General features: G+C 56.8%; 13 protein-coding genes and 1 pseudogene. 11 read left to right on the top strand and 3 right to left on the bottom strand.

Features of this window, described 5'->3' with window-relative positions; genetic code table 11:
• Nucleotides 1–1,754 (top strand): annotated as a pseudogene (locus tag T9A_RS17155) (hypothetical protein); the annotation flags it as partial.
• 222 nt (nt 1,755–1,976) lie between these two features.
• On the opposite strand, the gene T9A_RS02465 reads toward T9A_RS17155, so the two are convergent.
• Both T9A_RS02465 and cobB read right to left on the bottom strand, forming a co-directional pair.
• Nucleotides 1,977–3,050 (bottom strand): 3-deoxy-7-phosphoheptulonate synthase, encoded by a 1,074-nt coding sequence (locus T9A_RS02465; protein WP_035244744.1) that lies wholly within the window; start codon nt 3,048–3,050, stop codon nt 1,977–1,979.
• A gap of 248 nt (nt 3,051–3,298) precedes the next feature.
• Nucleotides 3,299–4,009 (bottom strand): Sir2 family NAD+-dependent deacetylase, encoded by a 711-nt coding sequence (gene cobB, locus T9A_RS02460; protein WP_035244742.1) that lies wholly within the window; start codon nt 4,007–4,009, stop codon nt 3,299–3,301.
• Between the two features lie 33 nt (nt 4,010–4,042).
• On the opposite strand from cobB, the gene T9A_RS02455 reads away from it, so the two are divergent.
• From T9A_RS02455 to T9A_RS02430, 6 genes are all read left to right on the top strand, one after another.
• Complete coding sequence (locus T9A_RS02455; protein ID WP_035244741.1) at nt 4,043–4,417, top strand: hypothetical protein; 375 nt, start codon at nt 4,043–4,045, stop codon at nt 4,415–4,417.
• Nucleotides 4,418–4,469: 52 nt separating this feature from the next.
• On the top strand, nt 4,470–6,002 hold the full coding sequence (locus T9A_RS02450) for a bifunctional GNAT family N-acetyltransferase/carbon-nitrogen hydrolase family protein (protein ID WP_035244739.1): 1,533 nt from the start codon (nt 4,470–4,472) through the stop codon (nt 6,000–6,002).
• Between the two features lie 339 nt (nt 6,003–6,341).
• On the top strand, nt 6,342–6,710 hold the full coding sequence (locus T9A_RS02445; RefSeq protein WP_035244737.1) for a hypothetical protein: 369 nt from the start codon (nt 6,342–6,344) through the stop codon (nt 6,708–6,710).
• A gap of 79 nt (nt 6,711–6,789) precedes the next feature.
• The gene (locus T9A_RS02440) at nt 6,790–7,557 is read left to right on the top strand and encodes a hypothetical protein (protein ID WP_035244735.1); all 768 of its coding nucleotides are present in this window, start codon (nt 6,790–6,792) and stop codon (nt 7,555–7,557) included.
• Between the two features lie 188 nt (nt 7,558–7,745).
• Entirely contained in the window at nt 7,746–8,783 is a 1,038-nt protein-coding gene (locus T9A_RS02435; protein WP_052042441.1) for a GTP pyrophosphokinase, read from the top strand.
• A gap of 214 nt (nt 8,784–8,997) precedes the next feature.
• Nucleotides 8,998–9,396: a hypothetical protein gene (locus tag T9A_RS02430; RefSeq protein WP_035244733.1), complete on the top strand. Its 399-nt coding sequence runs from the start codon at nt 8,998–9,000 to the stop codon at nt 9,394–9,396.
• A gap of 105 nt (nt 9,397–9,501) precedes the next feature.
• Here T9A_RS02430 and T9A_RS02425 read toward each other — a convergent pair whose 3' ends face one another.
• Nucleotides 9,502–9,726: a hypothetical protein gene (locus T9A_RS02425; protein WP_035244731.1), complete on the bottom strand. Its 225-nt coding sequence runs from the start codon at nt 9,724–9,726 to the stop codon at nt 9,502–9,504.
• A gap of 310 nt (nt 9,727–10,036) precedes the next feature.
• Here T9A_RS02425 and T9A_RS02420 point away from each other — a divergent pair, with 310 nt between their 5' ends.
• The 4 genes from T9A_RS02420 (at nt 10,037) to T9A_RS02405 (ending at nt 17,706) form a co-directional block, all read left to right on the top strand.
• Nucleotides 10,037–10,888 (top strand): metal-dependent hydrolase, encoded by an 852-nt coding sequence (locus T9A_RS02420; protein WP_035244729.1) that lies wholly within the window; start codon nt 10,037–10,039, stop codon nt 10,886–10,888.
• 13 nt (nt 10,889–10,901) lie between these two features.
• Nucleotides 10,902–12,416 (top strand): flavin-containing monooxygenase, encoded by a 1,515-nt coding sequence (locus T9A_RS02415; protein WP_052042440.1) that lies wholly within the window; start codon nt 10,902–10,904, stop codon nt 12,414–12,416.
• Nucleotides 12,417–12,545: 129 nt separating this feature from the next.
• Nucleotides 12,546–13,013: a DUF3465 domain-containing protein gene (locus tag T9A_RS02410; protein WP_035244727.1), complete on the top strand. Its 468-nt coding sequence runs from the start codon at nt 12,546–12,548 to the stop codon at nt 13,011–13,013.
• Between the two features lie 352 nt (nt 13,014–13,365).
• A complete protein-coding gene (locus tag T9A_RS02405) occupies nt 13,366–17,706 on the top strand; it encodes a hypothetical protein (RefSeq protein WP_035244725.1) in 4,341 nt (1,446 codons plus the stop codon).
• Nucleotides 17,707–17,840 lie beyond the last annotated feature (134 nt).

Below are 17,840 nucleotides of genomic sequence, written 5' to 3'. Positions count from 1 at the left end.
CGGGTGGCGGTGGTCTGCCAGGTGCAGACGGCAACCCGCTGGAGCCGGTACTGGCGCAGTTCTGCCCGGAAACCTCCATGGCCGATCTGGGTCCGACCACTCCGATCGACTGCCTGACCGAAGCCGGTGGTAACTTCGGCGACGTGCAGGACCTGCTGCTGGGCTCCAACCCGCTGACCGAGCAACTGTGCCCGGAAGCGGCGGCGAACAGCCCGATTGATCCCGCAGCTTGCTTCGAAGAAGCAGCCGGTGGCTTTGCCCCGGGTGGCGGTGGTCTGCCAGGTGCTGACGGTAACCCGCTGGAGCCGGTTCTGGCGCAGTTCTGCCCGGAAACCTCCATGGGCGACCTGGGTCCGACCACTCCGATCGACTGCCTGACCGAAGCCGGTGGTAACTTCGGCGACGTGCAGGACCTGCTGCTGGGCTCCAACCCGCTGACCGAGCAACTGTGCCCGGAAGCGGCGGCGAACAGCCCGATTGATCCTGCTGCCTGCTTCGAAGAAGCAGCCGGTGGCTTTGCCCCGGGTGGCGGTGGTCTGCCAGGTGCTGACGGCAACCCGCTGGAGCCAGTACTGGCGCAGTTCTGCCCGGCTACCTCTGAAGCAGATCTGGGTCCGACCACACCGATCGACTGTCTGACCGAAGCCGGTGGTAACTTCGGCGACGTGCAGGACCTGCTGCTGGGCTCCAACCCGCTGACCGAGCAACTGTGCCCGGAAGCGGCGGCGAACAGCCCGATTGATCCTGCAGCCTGCTTCGAAGAAGCAGCCGGTGGCTTTGCCCCGGGCGGTGGTGGTCTGCCAGGTGCTGACGGCAACCCGCTGGAGCCAGTACTGGCGCAGTTCTGCCCGGCTACCTCTGAAGCAGATCTGGGTCCGACCACACCGATCGACTGTCTGACCGAAGCCGGTGGTAACTTCGGAGACGTGCAGGACCTGCTGCTGGGTTCCAATCCGCTGACCGAGCAACTGTGCCCGGAAGCGGCTGCTAACGCGCCGATCGACCCCGCTGCCTGCTTCATGGAAGCGGCCGGTGGTTTTGCTCCGGGCGGTGGTGGTCTGCCGGGTGCCGATGGCAACCCGCTGGCGCCAGTGCTCGAGCAGTTCTGCCCCAATACGTCTGATGCGGATCTGGGTCCAACCACGCCGTTTGACTGCCTGACTGAAGCCGGTAACAGCTTCGGCAACGTGGAAGAGCTGCTGTTGGGTCCCAACCCATTGACCGAGGCGCTGTGCCCGGAAGCGGCGGCTAACGCGCCGATCGATCCGGCTGCCTGCTTCATGGAAGCGGCCGGTGGTGGTCTGCCCGGTGGTGGCGGTGGCGACAACCCGCTAGCCCCGCTGCTGGAGCAGTTCTGCCCGGAAACCGCTGCTGGTGCGGTGGGTCCCACCACGCCCACTGACTGTCTGACCGAAGCCGGCGCCGGCCTTGCTGCCCTGGAAGAGCTGTTGGGCCCGTTGAGCGAGCCGAACCCGCTCACCGATCAGGTGTGCCCGGAAAACTCTGGAACCGGTACCGTGGATCCGACCCAGTGCTTCATCGAGTCCCTGGACAACGTGGAGCTGCTCAACTCCGAGCAGATCGGTCTGCTGCCCGGCTGTCCGCTACTGAGTGCCTTTAATGACGAAGGTAATCTGTCGCTGACTCTGGGTCTGGCCTGTCTGGCGAACCAGGAAACTGGAGAGGGCATCTCTCTGGAATCCGGCAACGCCCTGACGGATCTGTTCGACAGCCTGCTGGGTGGTTTGCTCTAAGCTTACTGGCAACAGCAACAAAAAAAGCCCGGCCTTCGCGCCGGGCTTTTTTTTATGGATACTCCCTTGTAGGAGCGCCTCTCGAGGCGCGAACCGAGCGTAGCGTGGAGGGCGGACCTGCTTGCGAACGTGTTCGCGCCTCGAGAGGCGCTCCTACAATGGATAAAAAACCCGGACACAAAAAAGCCGCCATCAAGGCGGCTTTTTCGTATCAGTCAGCGATCAATCGTTGCGCTTGGGCAATACGTCGCGCAGCTTGTCGGCCATGTCGCGAATGGCTTTCTCGGTGGTGTCCCAGGCGATGCAGCCATCGGTAATCGACACGCCGTATTCCAGGTCGTCCAGATTCGCAGGGAGCTTCTGGTCACCGAACTTCAGATGCGATTCCACCATCAAGCCAACAATGGATTGGTTGCCTTCCAGAATCTGGTTGGAAATGTTCTCCATTACCAGCGGCTGCAGGCTTGGGTCCTTGTTGGAATTGGAATGGGAGCAATCCACCATGATGTTGGTGGACACACCGGCTTTCTCCAGCGCTTGCTCGGCCAGCGCCACAGAAACGGAATCGTAGTTCGGCTTGCCACCGCCGCCACGCAGTACCACGTGGCCGTACTGGTTGCCCTTGGTGGTGGTCAGCGCCACCCGGCCTTCCGGGTCGATGCCCAGGAAACGGTGCGGGTGCTTCACGCTGAGCATGGCATTCACCGCCACATCCAGGCTGCCGTCGGTGCCGTTCTTGAAGCCCACCGGGCTGGACAGACCGGATGACATTTCCCGGTGAGTCTGGCTTTCGGTGGTGCGTGCGCCGATGGCGTTCCAGGCAATCAGATCCTGCACGTACTGCGGCGTCGTCGGGTCCAGCGCCTCGGTAGCAGTAGGCAGACCCAGCTCGGCCACATCCAGCAGCAGCTTGCGGGCAATGTGCAGGCCGTCCTGCACCTTGAAGGAATCGTTCATGTAGGGGTCATTGATCAGCCCCTTCCAGCCCACGGTAGTACGGGGCTTTTCAAAATAGACGCGCAGCACCAGGTAGATGGTGTCCTTCACTTCCTCGGCCAGCGCCTTCAGCTTCTGCGCGTACTCCATGGCCGCCTTGGTGTCATGGATAGAGCAGGGGCCAATCACCACGAACAGACGGTGGTCCTTGCGGTCGAGGATATTACGGATCGTTTCGCGGCCCTCAATCACGGTCTGGCGAGCATTGTCGGAAAGCGGCAGCTCTGCCTTCAGCGCATTGGGGGTGATCAACACTTCCTGTGAAGCGATATTGAGATCGTCTACCTGTTTATCGGTCATGATGGTCTTTACTACCTGTCGTTGCTGGAGGCCCCGGGCCCCGTTCTATGGCGGGCGGCTCTGGCTGACACTCCTTTTGTAGAGGTGAAGCAGTCTAGCGGAAACAGCGGGTTATAGAAATATGGGGCCGGGCGCTTTCGGAGCCTCCTGCCACCCCCAAACCCGTTGGAGCCTTGCTCGCAAGGCGAAGGGGGTGGGCATTTCCAGACATTCGCCTTGCGAGCAAGGCTCCAACGGCCTTTTTAGAGTCACAGGCTGGTGATCAACGCCTCCACATACGCCGGCACCAGCTCCGTGGCCAGCCCATGCTTGTGCTCGGCAAAGGCGGTGAGCCGCTGGGAGGGCTCCAGATTCAGCTCCACCGTATGTGCTCCGTGGCGGTTGGCTTCTTCCACAAAGCCTGCCGCCGGGTACACATTGCCGCTGGTGCCGATGCTGATAAAGCGGTCGCAGCTCGCCAGGGCCTGGTAGATCCGCTCCATCTCCAGGGGCATTTCCCCGAACCACACCACATGGGGCCGCAGGCAGCCCTTGGCGCCGCAGAGCGGGCAGGGCAGGGTCGGGGTCAGCTCGCCGGTCACCTCCACCAAGCCGCCGGAGGCCTGGCAGCGGCCCTTGAGCAATTCGCCGTGCATGTGAATCAGGTTGCGGCTGCCGGCCCGTTCGTGCAGGTTGTCGATGTTCTGGGTCACCAGCAGCACCTGGCCGGCGGGAAAGGCCTGTTCCAGCTTCGCCAGCGCCTGATGGGCCGCATTGGGCTTGATCGCGCCGCTGAGCAGCTGTTCACGGCGTTTGTTGTAGAAAGTCTGCACCAGGGTGGCATCGCGCAAAAACGCCTCTGGCGTGGCCACATCTTCCACCCGGTGGTTCTCCCACAGCCCGTCTGCGGCGCGGAATGTTTTGATACCGGATTCCGCCGAGATTCCCGCGCCGGTAAGTATTACAATGTTTTCAGCCATTTATCCGTCCGATTAGTCAGGATTATTTGTTCCATGGATACCATTATCGACCTACAGGAAAACCTCCCGTTGCCCCGGCGCGGCAATGTCACACTGCTGCATTTTCACCAGGGCATGGTACTGCTGGTGGGGGAGGATGCCGTGGGCCTGTACCGCGACCGCGTGGCCATCGACGACCCCCTGGCCAATGGTGTCATCGGCTATGAAACCATTCCACCCTCCCTGCAACCGGACTGGCAGGATGACTGCGGCTTTGTGAACGAGCATCAATCCGGCTATGTGGGTCTCAACGGCGGTGGCGTGATTTTTATTCGCCCTGATGGTGTGGCGCTCTATCCCAGCGGCATGCATGCGTTGCAGAATCGGGATATGAGCTGGCTGATTCCCTTTCCGCCGCTTAATGCGTAATTTGCCCGGCACCGGTGATCCCGGAGCCGGCTTCTGAAGGAGCTGTTCTGTTATGGCAGAAGAAACCACTCGCCTGCGTCTGCGCACCCTCACCGAGGACGATTACCCCGCGCTGGCGCTTCTCATGAACCAGGTCTACCACGACATCGGCGGTGCCTGGCCGGAAGAGACCATCAAGACCCTGATCCGCATTTTCCCGGACGGGCAGCTGGTGATCGAGGACAACGGCGAGCTGGTGGCCACCGCGCTGACCATCAAGGTGAAATACGACCGTTTCTCCAACCCGCATCGCTACGAAGACCTGATCACCGACGACAAGGTGCAGTCCCACGACAAGAAGGGCGATGCGCTCTACGGGCTGGATGTGTTCGTGGACAAGGAGTACCGGGGCTACCGCCTGGGCCGCCGGCTCTATGAAGCCCGCAAGGAACTGTGCCGCGAGGAAAACCTGCGCGCCATCCTTGCCGGTGGCCGACTGCCCGGCTATACCAACTATTCCGACCAGATGCCGGTCACCGAATATATCGAGCAGGTAGAAGCCCGCGCCATCTACGATCCTATCCTGTCGTTCCAGCTGTCCAACGGCTTCGACGTGAAACGTCTGATGAAGGCCTACCTGCCGGAAGACGAAGACTCCCACGGCTACGCCACCCTGTTGGAGTGGGACAACATCCTCTACGAGCCGGAAGACGACGACGCCGAATGGCCGCGCCGTACCGTGGTGCGCGTGGGCGTGGTGCAGCGCCGCATGCGCGCCGCCCGCGACGTGCAGGATCTGCTAAACCAGGTGGAATTCTTCATCGATGCCCTGTCTGACTACCGGGCCGACTTCGCCGTGCTGCCGGAATTCTTCAGCGCCCCCCTCATGGGCCTGCGCCCGGAACTGAACTCCGTGGAAGCAGTGCGCTTCCTGGCCAGCTTCACCGACGAAGTGCGCGATGCCCTGGCCGACATGGCAGTGAGCTACAACATCAACATCGTCGGTGGCTCCATGCCCGTCATCGAAGACGAAAAAGTCTACAACGTAGCCTACCTGATGCGCCGCGATGGTTCCGTGGAAGCCCAATACAAGATCCACATCACCCCCCACGAACGCCGCGACTGGGTCATCCAAGGCGGCAACAAGCTGCAGGTATTCGATACCGACGCGGGCAGGGTGGGCATCCTCATCTGCTACGACGTGGAATTCCCCGAACTGGGTCGCGTCCTGGCAGACGAAAAGATGGATATCCTCTTCGTGCCGTTCTGGACCGACACCAAAAACGGCTACCTGCGCGTACGCCACTGCGCCCAGGCCCGCGCCATCGAAAACGAATGCTACGTAGCCATCGCCGGTTCCGTGGGCAACCTGCCACGGGTGGATGCCGTGGATATCCAGTACGCCCAGTCCTCGGTGTTTTCTCCCAGCGACTTCTACTTCCCCCACGATGCCATCATCAGCGAATCGGTACCCAATACCGAAATGCTGATGTTCGCGGATGTGGACCTGGAAAAACTGAAACTGCTGCACCGGGAAGGCTCGGTGACCAACCTGCGCGATCGTCGACACGATCTGTATAGCCTGGATTGGAAGAACAAAGGCTGAACCCCAGCAGGGCAGGGCCGTCCGGCCCTGCCTGTTACTTCTGAAGGTGAAATGTACTTGTAGGAGCGGCGCTTGAGCCGCGAACACCCCGCCAAAAGCGTACTCTCGTAGACAGCTGTCCCCAAACGGGTAGAAGAGAACCTTATGCCCGGCGCTTATCCAGAAACGATGCCTTCCTCATATCACAGCCGCCCGGAACGGACGCCGTTGTAACCCGTTGAGATTTCTGCTTTTATCGGTCGGTATATAAATTTGGTAAATGTGATAGGAAACCGGCGCGTTTATTGGATAGCCGAGCGGGCTTTCTAATACCTGTTATGTGTTAAAAAGGGTTGGGCGATGATTGTTGAAAAAGGAGCAGATGATGAAGTTCTAGTGCTTCAAAGATTTGGTATTCAGATCAATATTGCAGGTCTTATTGACCACATAAACAGGAATAGCAGTGTGTTCCAAATTAAAGAGTGTGATACAGGAGTGTTGCTTAGCATAAACCGGACCGATGGTATAAATTCGAAGACTTTAAAGCAGATGAGTGAAATACGCTTGGAGCAACCGGTTCTAGTCACTGTTATTGATGAGTATGAATGGTTGATAGATGGGAATCACCGTTTGTTGAAAAGACATGAACTTGGAAAACAAAGCACAAACTACATCCCCATTAATGGAGGACAGCTTGATCCCTTTGTATCAGAGTTTTCATGGCGCTAACATCACACGAAAAAAGTCAATGTAGTTCATTCCTTCGGCGCCGGACGCAGCAAAGCTGCACCAGTTATTGAAGCGTTAAATGAATATGATCCAACTGTATCAAGAAGCAATAAATAAAATGGTGGTTGCCTTTAATGAGATGGCGTCACAATTAGGGGTGCCGAAGCGGGTTTTCATAAATGGCGGATATGCCTATCGCTATGAAAAAAAGACTATTTATGTTGCTATTTTTCTGAAGCTGGCTCGAGTTGTCACAGGTTTACAGGCAATAATCCAACTAAACTCTGCAGGCTTGCTTCAGGAACAAGCAGTAATACATCGGGTTGCCGATGAACTTACGGAAGATATTACCTTTCTAACATTTTCAGTTATTTTTGCAGATGCTACGGAGCTTCATAATAAATACTTAGAGGCGTTCTTTGAGGAGGAAATAGAAGGGGGTAAAAGTGCTATTGAATCAGCTCAAAAACGACCGATGGTTCCGAGGAAAAAAATTAGGTCGTATATTAATAAAGACCGGGGCGCTGGCGAAGATCCAGGTAGGGGTGCAGAAATAAGCAGGACGCTATCGAAGACATATTCTGGCTATGTTCATGCCGCAGCGCCCCAAATCATGGAACTCTTTAGTGGAGACCCTCCTATTGTATGCTTAGGGGCAGCGCATGGTTCTCCACTTTATCAGGATCACGTTGATGATATGTTCAACTATTTCTACCGAGGGTTAATTGCATTCAGTTATGGGGCTAAATCATTTGGGAATGAAGGGTTATTCACTTTTTTGTTTGAATACACGAAAGAGTTTGCAACGAAATCAGGTAGGGCGGAGTACCTAGTCCAGAAGCCATGAGAGAAGCCATGAGGGTCAGGTCTCCCGATCCCCATTAATCCTACAGTCTGGGAAATGGGAGACCTGACCCCAGGACCCCTCGCTTTGGTTTTTCCTGGTGTTCTCTGCAAAAAAAATGAGATATTGCTGTTGGAGACAAAGTAAAAAAGAAATGCCTAGGATGTATTATTTATACTAAGGAGCGTTTAGTGCCAAAGCGAAGATATAGAGGGGAAAAAGTTGATGATGGGCGCGAAGTTGATTCTCTTTGGCAATCCCAACCCGAAACGATAAAGCGATTTATCAATCAGCGTCCTGATTACGAGCAGCTTTGCATAGAAGTCGCGTATATTCTACGTAAGCGCATTGCTACGCAGAGTATTGACGTGGCATTAGTTACCCAAAGGGCCAAGACACTCAACAGTTTCTTAGAAAAAATTGAACGAAAGAAATACGAATCGCCTTTCGAAAAAATAGAAGATTTTGCGGGCGTTCGTGTCGTTTGTTTGTACGTAAGTGATCTCGATGAGATCGAAGCCATCATCAAGGCTGAATTTGATATTCTCGAAAAAGTAGACAAATTTACAGACAAAGCACCTGATCAATTCGGATATGGAGCTGTCCACTATATTGTACGGCTTGGTAAGAAAAACTTAGGTGCGCGCTACGACGATCTCAAGGACCTTAAATGTGAAGTTCAGGTGCGCACTGTCTTGCAAGATGCATGGGCAATAATTGATCATCATCTTGTTTATAAGAGAGAATCAGACATCCCATCACAGATTCAGAGAAAATTGAATGGTTTGGCGGGACTTCTGGAAACGGCAGATGACCAATTCGACCGCGTGCGTGAAGAGAGACAAGACTATCTACGGACTCTTGAAGACTCGTCAGGGGATGAATATGCATTCCTTTCCAGTGAACTTAATCATGATAGTTTTGCAGCATATGCAGCTCGACAGTTTCCTCAGCTACCTTCTGAGGCATTTGACGGTCAGCTCAACATGGGGCTCAGCATGGTTAACCGCAAGAGCTACCCCACTCTCGAGGCTATTCACTCAGCAATTGAGCATTTGTATCCTCATCTTGATCAGATCTTAAGTGTTGTCGATCTTGAGGCTGACTCGGGTAATGCTCGCGTTATCCTTCTTCTCTCTGTTGTGGATGCAGAGGTGCGAAATTCGGATGCGTTCCCGGAGCATTGGAAACAGCCAATCGAGGAACTTTCTTTAAAGCTCGATCTATAAAATGATTATTCGAGGACAAGCCTAGGATTCTCATTTTGCAGGTTATTTGGGGTCAGGACTTTCCCTGTGCTTGGAGAGTGTTGATGGCTAGGCTCTTCGCGCCTCAAGCGGCGCTCCTACAGCAGGCTTCCGGGCCAGCGTAGAAATGGTGATCTTGTCGTTCCCTGGCAGACCGAATGAAATCAAAATAATCCTGAAACCTTTTGGAGAAACAATGAACGCCACCCTGATCAAAAACGGTTTCATCGCCGCCGCCTTGATGAACATCGGCGGCGTCCTCCTTTTCTCCCGTGTCTTCACCAATGACGCTATCAATCAGGCCGATCCGGTGGTCATGTCCAACTTCGGGCTGCTGATGATTGTGGTATGGGGGCTGGCCTATCTGGGGGCGGCGTTTATCCAGGGCAATATCCGCTGGCTGGCGGCGGCGTTTGCCGTGGAGAAGCTGGTATATGTGGTGGTGTGGGGGCTGTGGATGTCGAACCATAGTCTTGGCGCGGTGTATGAGCAGGATCTGTTTGCCGGGGTGTTCTACAGCATCTACGGGCTCAATGATCTGGCCTTTATGTTGTTCTTTGGCTTGGTGTTTCTTTCGCAGCGGTCCAACGGCTGATCGGATTCAAACGTTGCCAGATGGCTCGTTTGTTCGCGCCTCAAGCGGCGCTCCTACAGGGATCGCCGTCCGGATCGCCGCTTTTTTTAAATCGTAATGCGGTGTCTACTGGATCTGCTCCAACGCTTCTCGGGTCTTGGCGTTCTGCTGATCCGACAAACGAGTCACTTGGTCTTCGAAGGCCTTCAGCTCTTCGGCATTACGAGGGGCCTGAACGGCGGTGCCGGCACCGTTTTCGGCGTCCAGGCTCGGTGTTGGGGTGCTTTTCAGCTGAGTTGTGACCAGCCAGCCCACAGCCAGCAGGGCCAGCAGTAATCCGATCAAACGCATAGTGTGGTTTTCCTGGGTTTTGGTGTGGCTTCGACCTTTGCAGCCCGGGAGCTAGTGGTCAATCCGCTACGGGTATGTGGTCTTATCTGGCTGACGTATGCCGTTAGCGCCAGAAGGCTGTCCTGGAATTTAGTCGTCCTGCCCTGCGTATTCCTCTGTTTTGGTAAACGATATTTGTCTGTATGTATTCCTCTTCCCGCCTGATTTGACCCATATCAACAAACCGTGACATTAGGCAATGTAACCATTGAGCCTGTCGTTGTTCTGGCCCTAGCATCCGATCAATCCGATCTGTTCAAGGGGCATGACAATGACAATTCAGGTTGATCCGGTACGCCGGAATCTCAAATTCGGTCTGCCCGCCGGTAAGGCATTGAGCTGGAATCCGGGCGGTCTGCATATCACCCAGTTCTATAACACCCTGTCGATTTTCTTTCCGGCGGGGGAGCGCTTTTTTATCCAGAGCGTGCGCAACTACCGCCAGGAAATTACCGACCCGCACCTGAAAGAACAGGTCTCGGCCTTTATCGGCCAGGAGGGTTTCCACACCCGCGAGCATGAGGAATACAACGAGGCACTGGTGGCTGAGGGGATGCCGATCGAGGCCATGGATGCGGTGGTGGTGCGGTTGCTGGAGCTGGTGAAGAAGGCGCCGCGTTCGGTGCAACTGGCCGCCACGGTGGCACTGGAGCACCTGACCGCCGTGCTGGGGGACATGCTGCTGCGCAATACCGAACTGATGGAAGGGGTGGACCCGCATTACTCAGCGATCTGGCGCTGGCATGCCATTGAGGAAACTGAGCACAAGGCGGTGTGCTTCGATGCCTTCGAGCAGGTGGTGGGCAAGGGCATCAAGGCCTATGGCCTGCGAGTTGGGGCATTCCTGTTGGCCAATGCATTGTTCTGGAGCCTGTACCTGCCGTTCTACACGGTGATGGTGGCCAAGAGCGGCGGCCTGCCGAACCTGAAGGGCTGGTGGAAAGTTTTGAACCTGACGGTGGGGCGCCCGGGCGTGCTGCGCCGGGCCCTGCCGGACTGGCTGGATTTCTTCCGCCCCGGCTTTCACCCCTGGATGCATGACAACCGGGAATTCCTGGACCAGGCCGAGGCACTGATGGACGAAGTGGCGGCCTTTGACGTGAACCGGCTGAAAGCCGCCTGAGGAGGGCAAGGACATGACCAGTAAAGCGAAGATTTCAGCAAAGACGATTTCCGTGGATGTGGCCATCGTGGGCGCCGGTTTCGGCGGGCTTTGCATGGCGATTAAATTGCGTGAAGCGGGCAACGAGGATTTTGTGATCCTGGAAAAGGCGGCGGAAGTGGGCGGGGCCTGGTACTTCAATGGCTATCCGGGGGCGGCCTGCGATGTGCAGTCGCATCTGTACTCCTTTTCGTTCGCCGGCAAGGCGGACTGGAGCAAGCGCTATGCGCCCCGGGACGAAATCGAGAACTACATTCTCGACACCGTGGAGCAGTATCAGCTGCGGCCCTTTATCCAGTTCAACCAGGAAGTGAACGAAGCCCATTTTGATGAAACTACCGGCCGCTGGACCGTGCGCACCGCTGCTGGCATGACCATCGATTGCCGCCACTTTGTGCTGGCCTCCGGCCCGTTGCATGTGCCGAATGTGCCCAACATCAAGGGGCTCAAGCGCTTCAAGGGCAAGGTGATGCATTCCGCCGAGTGGGATCATGGCTATGATCTGGTGGGCAAGAAGGTGGTGTCCATCGGCACCGGTGGCAGCGCCATTCAGTACTGCCCGGAAATTGCGCCCAAGGTGAAAAAATTGTCCGTGTTCCAGCGCAGCGCGGCCTGGGTGATTCCCCGGGATGAGCGTGGCTATTGGGGAATCCAGCAGCGGCTGTTCAAACGCTTCCCGGCGCTACGCAAACTGCATCGGGCCAGACTGTACTGGAGCAATGAATCCCGGGTGGCCCCGGCTTCCAGCCCGAAGGCGGCGCAACTGCTGGGTACCCTGTGCAAGCAATTCATCCGCCTGCAAGTGAAGGACAAGGCCCTGGCGAAAAAGCTGACGCCGGACTACAACTTCGGCTGCAAGCGGGTGCTGATTTCCAACAAGTGGAACCCCATGTTCAACCGCGACAATGTGGAGCTGGTTACCGCCGGTATCCGCGAGGTGAAAGTCAACAGCGTGGTAACGGAAGACGGGGTAGAGCATGACGCGGACTGCATCATCCTCGGCACCGGCTTTGTGGTGGACCCACGTATCTATATGAAAGACTTTCCGCTCACCGGTTTGCCGGGCCATGATCTGCATAAGGACTGGGCCAAGTCCGCGGAAGCGCATTACGGCGTTACCGTCAGCGGCTATCCGAACCTGTACATGCTGGTGGGGCCGAACACGGGCCTGGGCCATAATTCGATTCTGTTCATGATCGAGTGCCAGGTGAAATACATCCTGCAATGCATGGCGCTGCTGCGCGAGGAAGGCGCGGATTATCTGGATGTGAAACCGAAAGCCCAGGAAGCCTTTAATACCAACGTGCAGCGTCGCCTGCAGGGTACCACCTGGACCTCCGGTTGCACCAGCTGGTACCAACAGGACGATGGCAAGAACTTCGCCCTGTGGCCGGGCTCCACCTGGCGCTACTGGCTGCAAACCCGCAACGTGCGCTCCACGGATTATGAGTTTGTGTGTGCGAATGCCGAGGAAACCGTGGAAGCCTGACGGTGTGTTGAGTGGATGGCTAAAAGGAAGGGGCAGCCTGGGCTGCCCCTTTTTTTGTGTATGGGGTGTCTGGCATTGCGGATGGCTTGTGGTAAAAAAGGGGGGAATAAACAGGTCAGAGAGAAGTCGATGAAAAAAATGGTCCCGGTTATCGCTGCAGCCGTGACAGTGCTGGCACTGTATGGGCTGGATAACCTTCGAGATGACAGCGCCGTCAGCCAGTCTCCCTCTCAGGCCCCGCAAATGGCATCGGCCGCGGTTGCCGGTGATCAGGTTATTCAGGCGGCTTATGAAAACCGGCAAAGCGATGTTCAGGTGGAAGGCGCCGGTCGGGTGGTCAAGGTACTGCCGGACGACAATGAAGGCAGCCGACACCAGAAATTCATTCTTGAGCTCGCCTCTGGCCAGACCCTTCTGATCGCCCATAACATCGATCTGGCGCCTCGCATCCCCGATTTGCGTGAGGGCGAGAGCGTCAGCTTCTACGGCGAATACGAGTGGAATGAGCGGGGTGGGGTGGTCCACTGGACCCACCATGATCCACAAGGCCGTCATGTGGATGGCTGGTTGAAACACCAGGGAAAACGTTACCAGTAAGTGAGCCGGATCCATCCGGCCCGCGCCACGACCGATTCTGCTTGATCTCCCCTTGCCAGATCGCGGCTGCTTGCCGCAGACGGCGTCCTGCATTCCTATGCGACCTAATCAGAAAGAGAACACTTTTGTGCCAGGGGCGAAATGGGCCGGAAAAGGGCAAGCCCGTGCCGGGCGGTTATTTGGAACGAAAGTGCTCCAAATTTGTTCCGGATTCGTGATGGACGTAGCAGATTAGGGCCTGGTTAGGTTCACAATGCGAGGGCAGAAATGACGAAGCAACCGCTTCGTTTTTCTGCAACGGTGACGGCAGAATCGCCGCACTGCACATATCAGCCATGACACGGAGGTCAAAATGGCAACGGACGATCGCTCTGTAAGCGACGACGCTTCCCCGTCTCTTTCTCTCACCAAAAAACATATTGATGCACTGACCCATCGTGTTCATCGCTTTGATGCCGGTATCAGCAAGCTTGAGGCCGAATCGAAAGCGATGAAAAAACGCGGTGATGAGGCTGGTGCCGCCAGCCTTGATCGCAAAATCAAAGTGCTTCGCGACGAATTGATCGAGCTGCAGAATGAAGCTGCCAGCGCCCCGGAAATCGCCAGCGCGCTTGGCCTGGAAAGTCGCCCACAGGCGGAACTGGCCGAGATTCCTGCCGTGGTCAAAGCGGCCAAGTTTGAAACCATGAACATTGAGCTGAGTGAAGCAAAATACCAGAGCCTCACTCCCATCAGTAGCGAGTGGCCACGCCAGGGGCGGGTGGTCAAGGATGGTGTTGCCGAGCCCGTCCAGACCCTTGGCAAGGTGCGCATGCTGGTGAACAGCGAAGAGGGCCAGGCCGCGGAGAATGTGCCGTTTCGCCTGGAAGCGAAGGATGCCGAAAGCGGCGAGGTATTGGTTCTTCGTAACGGCCATACCAACAAGTTCGGCTATGCCTCAGTGAATTTGGGCAATTTCCCGATCACGCGTATCAGTGATATGCACATTGTCGTCGGCAAAGGCGGCAGCCATGAAGACGGCGGCGATATTCAGCGCACCCCGGTGCTGAATGCGTCCATTGCCACCCACCGTGATCTGGGGGTTCCCCACCAAGTGGTGATTCGCCCGGAACTGCTGGACAAACTGAAGCCGCGTTTCCCGGGTCGGGATGGGCCGGAACTTCCAGGGACCATCGAAGATCCGGACGATATTGATATCAAGAACTCCCCTCGCTCTTTTGGGTTGAATGAAGAGCACGTTGACGGCAACTGCTGCCTGCGCCCACGCACGGAGTTTCCGGCGCGGGAATATCATTTTCGGCAGATTGTGCGATTGAACGAACCTCTGCTGAACTTTCGTCAGAAAGGAATCTCTCGCCAGGATGTGCAGTCGCCAATTCCCTTTGGCGATGAGTCCCCTTCGGTTTATGGCCTGACCGGGGGAAACCTGCTTCTGGGTACGGTCAATATGTATCGTCAGGGCTGGTATCCAGTGGGCAGGGGACTGGGCGAGTTACTGTACTCGCTGGCTTTGGCGCCCTGTGAGCATGTGAATCTGGCGTTTGTGGACTGGTCCAGAACACAGCGTGACACGCGGGTCGAGTCACGGGTCCAGCGCGAGCAGATGGAACATGAACTGAACCATGACCGTGCGATTGAGGAGGTGGTTGATTCGGTGCTCACCGAACGCCAGACCGGGGAATCCGGCAGTGGCGGTGGTGGTGCCAGCCTGGATCTGGGCTTTTTCAGCATTGGTGGGGGCGGCGGTAAGACCTCCAGTACTACCACCGGGCGACGGAGCCTGCAGGCGTCCACGGTCCAGGATATCTCCGATGAAGTCACCCAGCGGGCGTCGTCCATTCGCTCGCAACGTTCAACGGTGGTGACAACGTCCTCGCAGCGGGAATCCGAGCGTATTCAGACTCGCACGGTGCACAACCATAATCGCAATCACGCCATGACGGTGCAGTACTTTCAGGTGCTGTCCCACTATTCGGTAAAAACCGAACTGGTGGAAGAGAAGCCGGTGGTGTTGGTGCCGTATGATATCGACGACGCCATTTTTGATGATATTCCCAGCTTCAATAAATTCAGACTGGCACCGAGCCGGCCCATCACCCGGTTTCTTGATCGCCACTCCCGCCTGCTTCGTCGTATGGTCCCGCGCAGCTATAGCCGGGCGTTTGAATCGCTGTCGCGACTGCTGCATTGCCGTGATGTGTACGATATCGAGACCCCCTATGCCACCTTTTCTCGGTGGAATATTCGCCTGGACAAGGCCTGGCGCCCCGGCCTGACGATCAGTATCGAAACCAATGACGGGCAGAGCTTTCCGCTGACACCCCGGGGTGGCAGTGCGGACCAGGCTCCCGTGGAGTTTATTTCTGATCCGGTAAGAGCCGATGATATTGAGGCCGTCCGCATCGGCTTTGATCCGGTTGAGTCAGCACGGGTTACCGGCAACACCGGCATATTCGGTTTGCTGGGGGATAGTCTCAACGATCTGCTCGAGCAGACCCTCAATCACAAATTGACTCGTATCGAGATCACGGCCCGGACGGATCGTTCCCGGTTTGTGCCGGAGCGGCAGAGTTTCCGCCTGACGGTCGTGCAGCCGAATGTGACGCTGAGTAATGACAATCCTCATGTCTCTCTGGACATCACACCGCCGACCATCAACTTTGATGGTTACCGTGGTCGTGAGCATCAAGACTACTGCAAACTCAAGTCCCTGATTGCCTATATCCAGTCCCGCCCCATGCGTTTCCTGCGGGCCATCTGGTATATGGAGGACCCGGATCGTCGCGCCATGCGCTTTGATCGTTTCCAGTTCCAGGGAAATTCCTTGCTGGATAGTATCGTCAACAAGCCAGTGGGGGTGCTCGGCAATTATGTGGCGTTCGAATTACTCGAGGGCCACAAACTGGTTCAGATTGATGCGCCCAACTACGTGGTTTCCAGTCGTATGGTCAGCCTGCCTACCCGGGGCGTCTTTGCGGAAGTGTTCTTGTCCTGTTGCAACGCCACAGAGAAACGGGATGTGGAACGCTTTATTGATCCTGACCAATCCTGCCAGAAGTCGGCACCGGAGATTACCGGTATTTCCCCGGGCTCACGGGCACAGGGCAGTGACACCCGGCCTTCGGATTTCGCCACGCCGATGATCAATTTGCAGAACGCGCCGGCGGTACCCAACCCCAATGGCATGACGGCAGGCCTGAATGTGATGGGCACGCCGGATATTTTCCGTGACCTTTCCCGGGGAGCGGAACTGCTGCAGTTTATTGATAACGCCACGAAAGAAGCGTTCACCAGCACCCGCCAACACCGCGCAGCCATGGATGCCATCGCCGGCGATGTGGTTCGCGGTCTGGTTTCTGCCTATACCGGTGTTCCCATCGGCTCCAGCGGTAAGCCGGCCACGGCCAGTTCCGGCACCAGCGGAATTCAATCCGCGCCGTCAGGCTCCGGTGGCAATGGCGGGGCGGCAACTGGCAGTGCGGGCGACAATGGGGCCTTGCAGGCACTCACCGGCGAGATGGTGCGCCAGAGCTCTCCGTCACAGGTCAGTGATCATGTGCAAACCGTTAGACGGGCGGTGGAAAGTGGCTTGCTGAGTGAAGGGCAGGGCAACGCTATTACCAATTCCCTGCTGGGGGGGACGGCTGCCGGAATGCCAGACAGCACGGCGCCGGTGATCATCCTCACTGCACCGACCTCCCGTGATGGCCTTGCGTTTGGTCCAGCCACCGGTGACAAAAGTGGCGCCTTGAACCTTTCGGTGAATGTGGAAGGCGAGCCGGAAGGGTCAACCGGTCGCTGGACCCGACCCAATCCCGCCTCTATGGCATTGTCGTCGCAAGAGGATGACAGCATCACCGTCACGCCGCTGATTCCTGGATTGCAGGAGCTGGACTACACCCTGAGAGACACTGCAGGGACAGCACTAGCGAGCATCAAGGTGCCCTTGTCCGTACCGCAGTTTATCGCCGTGCGTGAGGATGCGGCGGCGTTTGATGCGGTACTGACCAGTTATAGCCTGGATGATGTGAAAACATCGGTGCTGAGAGCGGCCAAGGAAACCTGTGACCTGTTGTTGAGGACGGCGAATGTCCGCACTGTTTGGGAAATGGCGCCATTCAATGAGGCATTGCCGGCCCAGTTTGCAGCGGGCGGTGCCGCCGCAAACCGGTTGACTGTCGCCACATTACGGGGCAATCCGCCCTCACCGGGACTCGCTGGCGAAACGCTGGCGGGGACCGGCGGTATCGGAGCGACTGTGTACGACGAGACTATCTCCGTCTGGCCCGGGGCGTTCGATGATGCGGTTGCCAGCGGCGCGGCCGGGGATGTGGATGACGCTACCCGCCAAGTGGTGCAGCAGATGCAGGGGCTGGATTTTACCGATCTTCGCCTCAAACAACTGGCAATTGATATTGTCGGTCGACTCATCGGTGAAACCCTGGCCCATGAAGTGCTGCACAGTCTGCTTGGGTTCCTGATTCCCACCGGACACCACAACCCGGCGGTGGCCAGTGACATCATGAACCGTGGTATGGATCGCAGCTTCCAGAACCGGACCGGTTTTGAGGTCATCGACCTGGCCAACTTCCCGGATGAGGGCAGTTATTCCGATACGGGCATTGGCTTGATCAATATACCCACGGCGGTGACGCAGGATCTGATCGATCAGCATTTTCCTGTCTCTATCTAGTTCTTGAACCAGAGAAATCCATAACGGCCCCATCTCGGGGCCGTTATGGCAACCTGATGTCACCTTCCCGCAAACATGAGAGAGCCTGATCTGGCGCTCTGTCAGCCGACATTACGGAGGCTGCCTGCTCCGTT

The sequence above is a fragment of the Alcanivorax jadensis T9 genome (assembly GCF_000756655.1).
Taxonomy (GTDB): Bacteria; Pseudomonadota; Gammaproteobacteria; order Pseudomonadales; family Alcanivoracaceae; genus Alcanivorax; species Alcanivorax jadensis.
The sequence above is the reverse complement of the archived record's forward strand: the minus strand, read 5'-3'. Positions and strand labels throughout refer to the sequence as shown.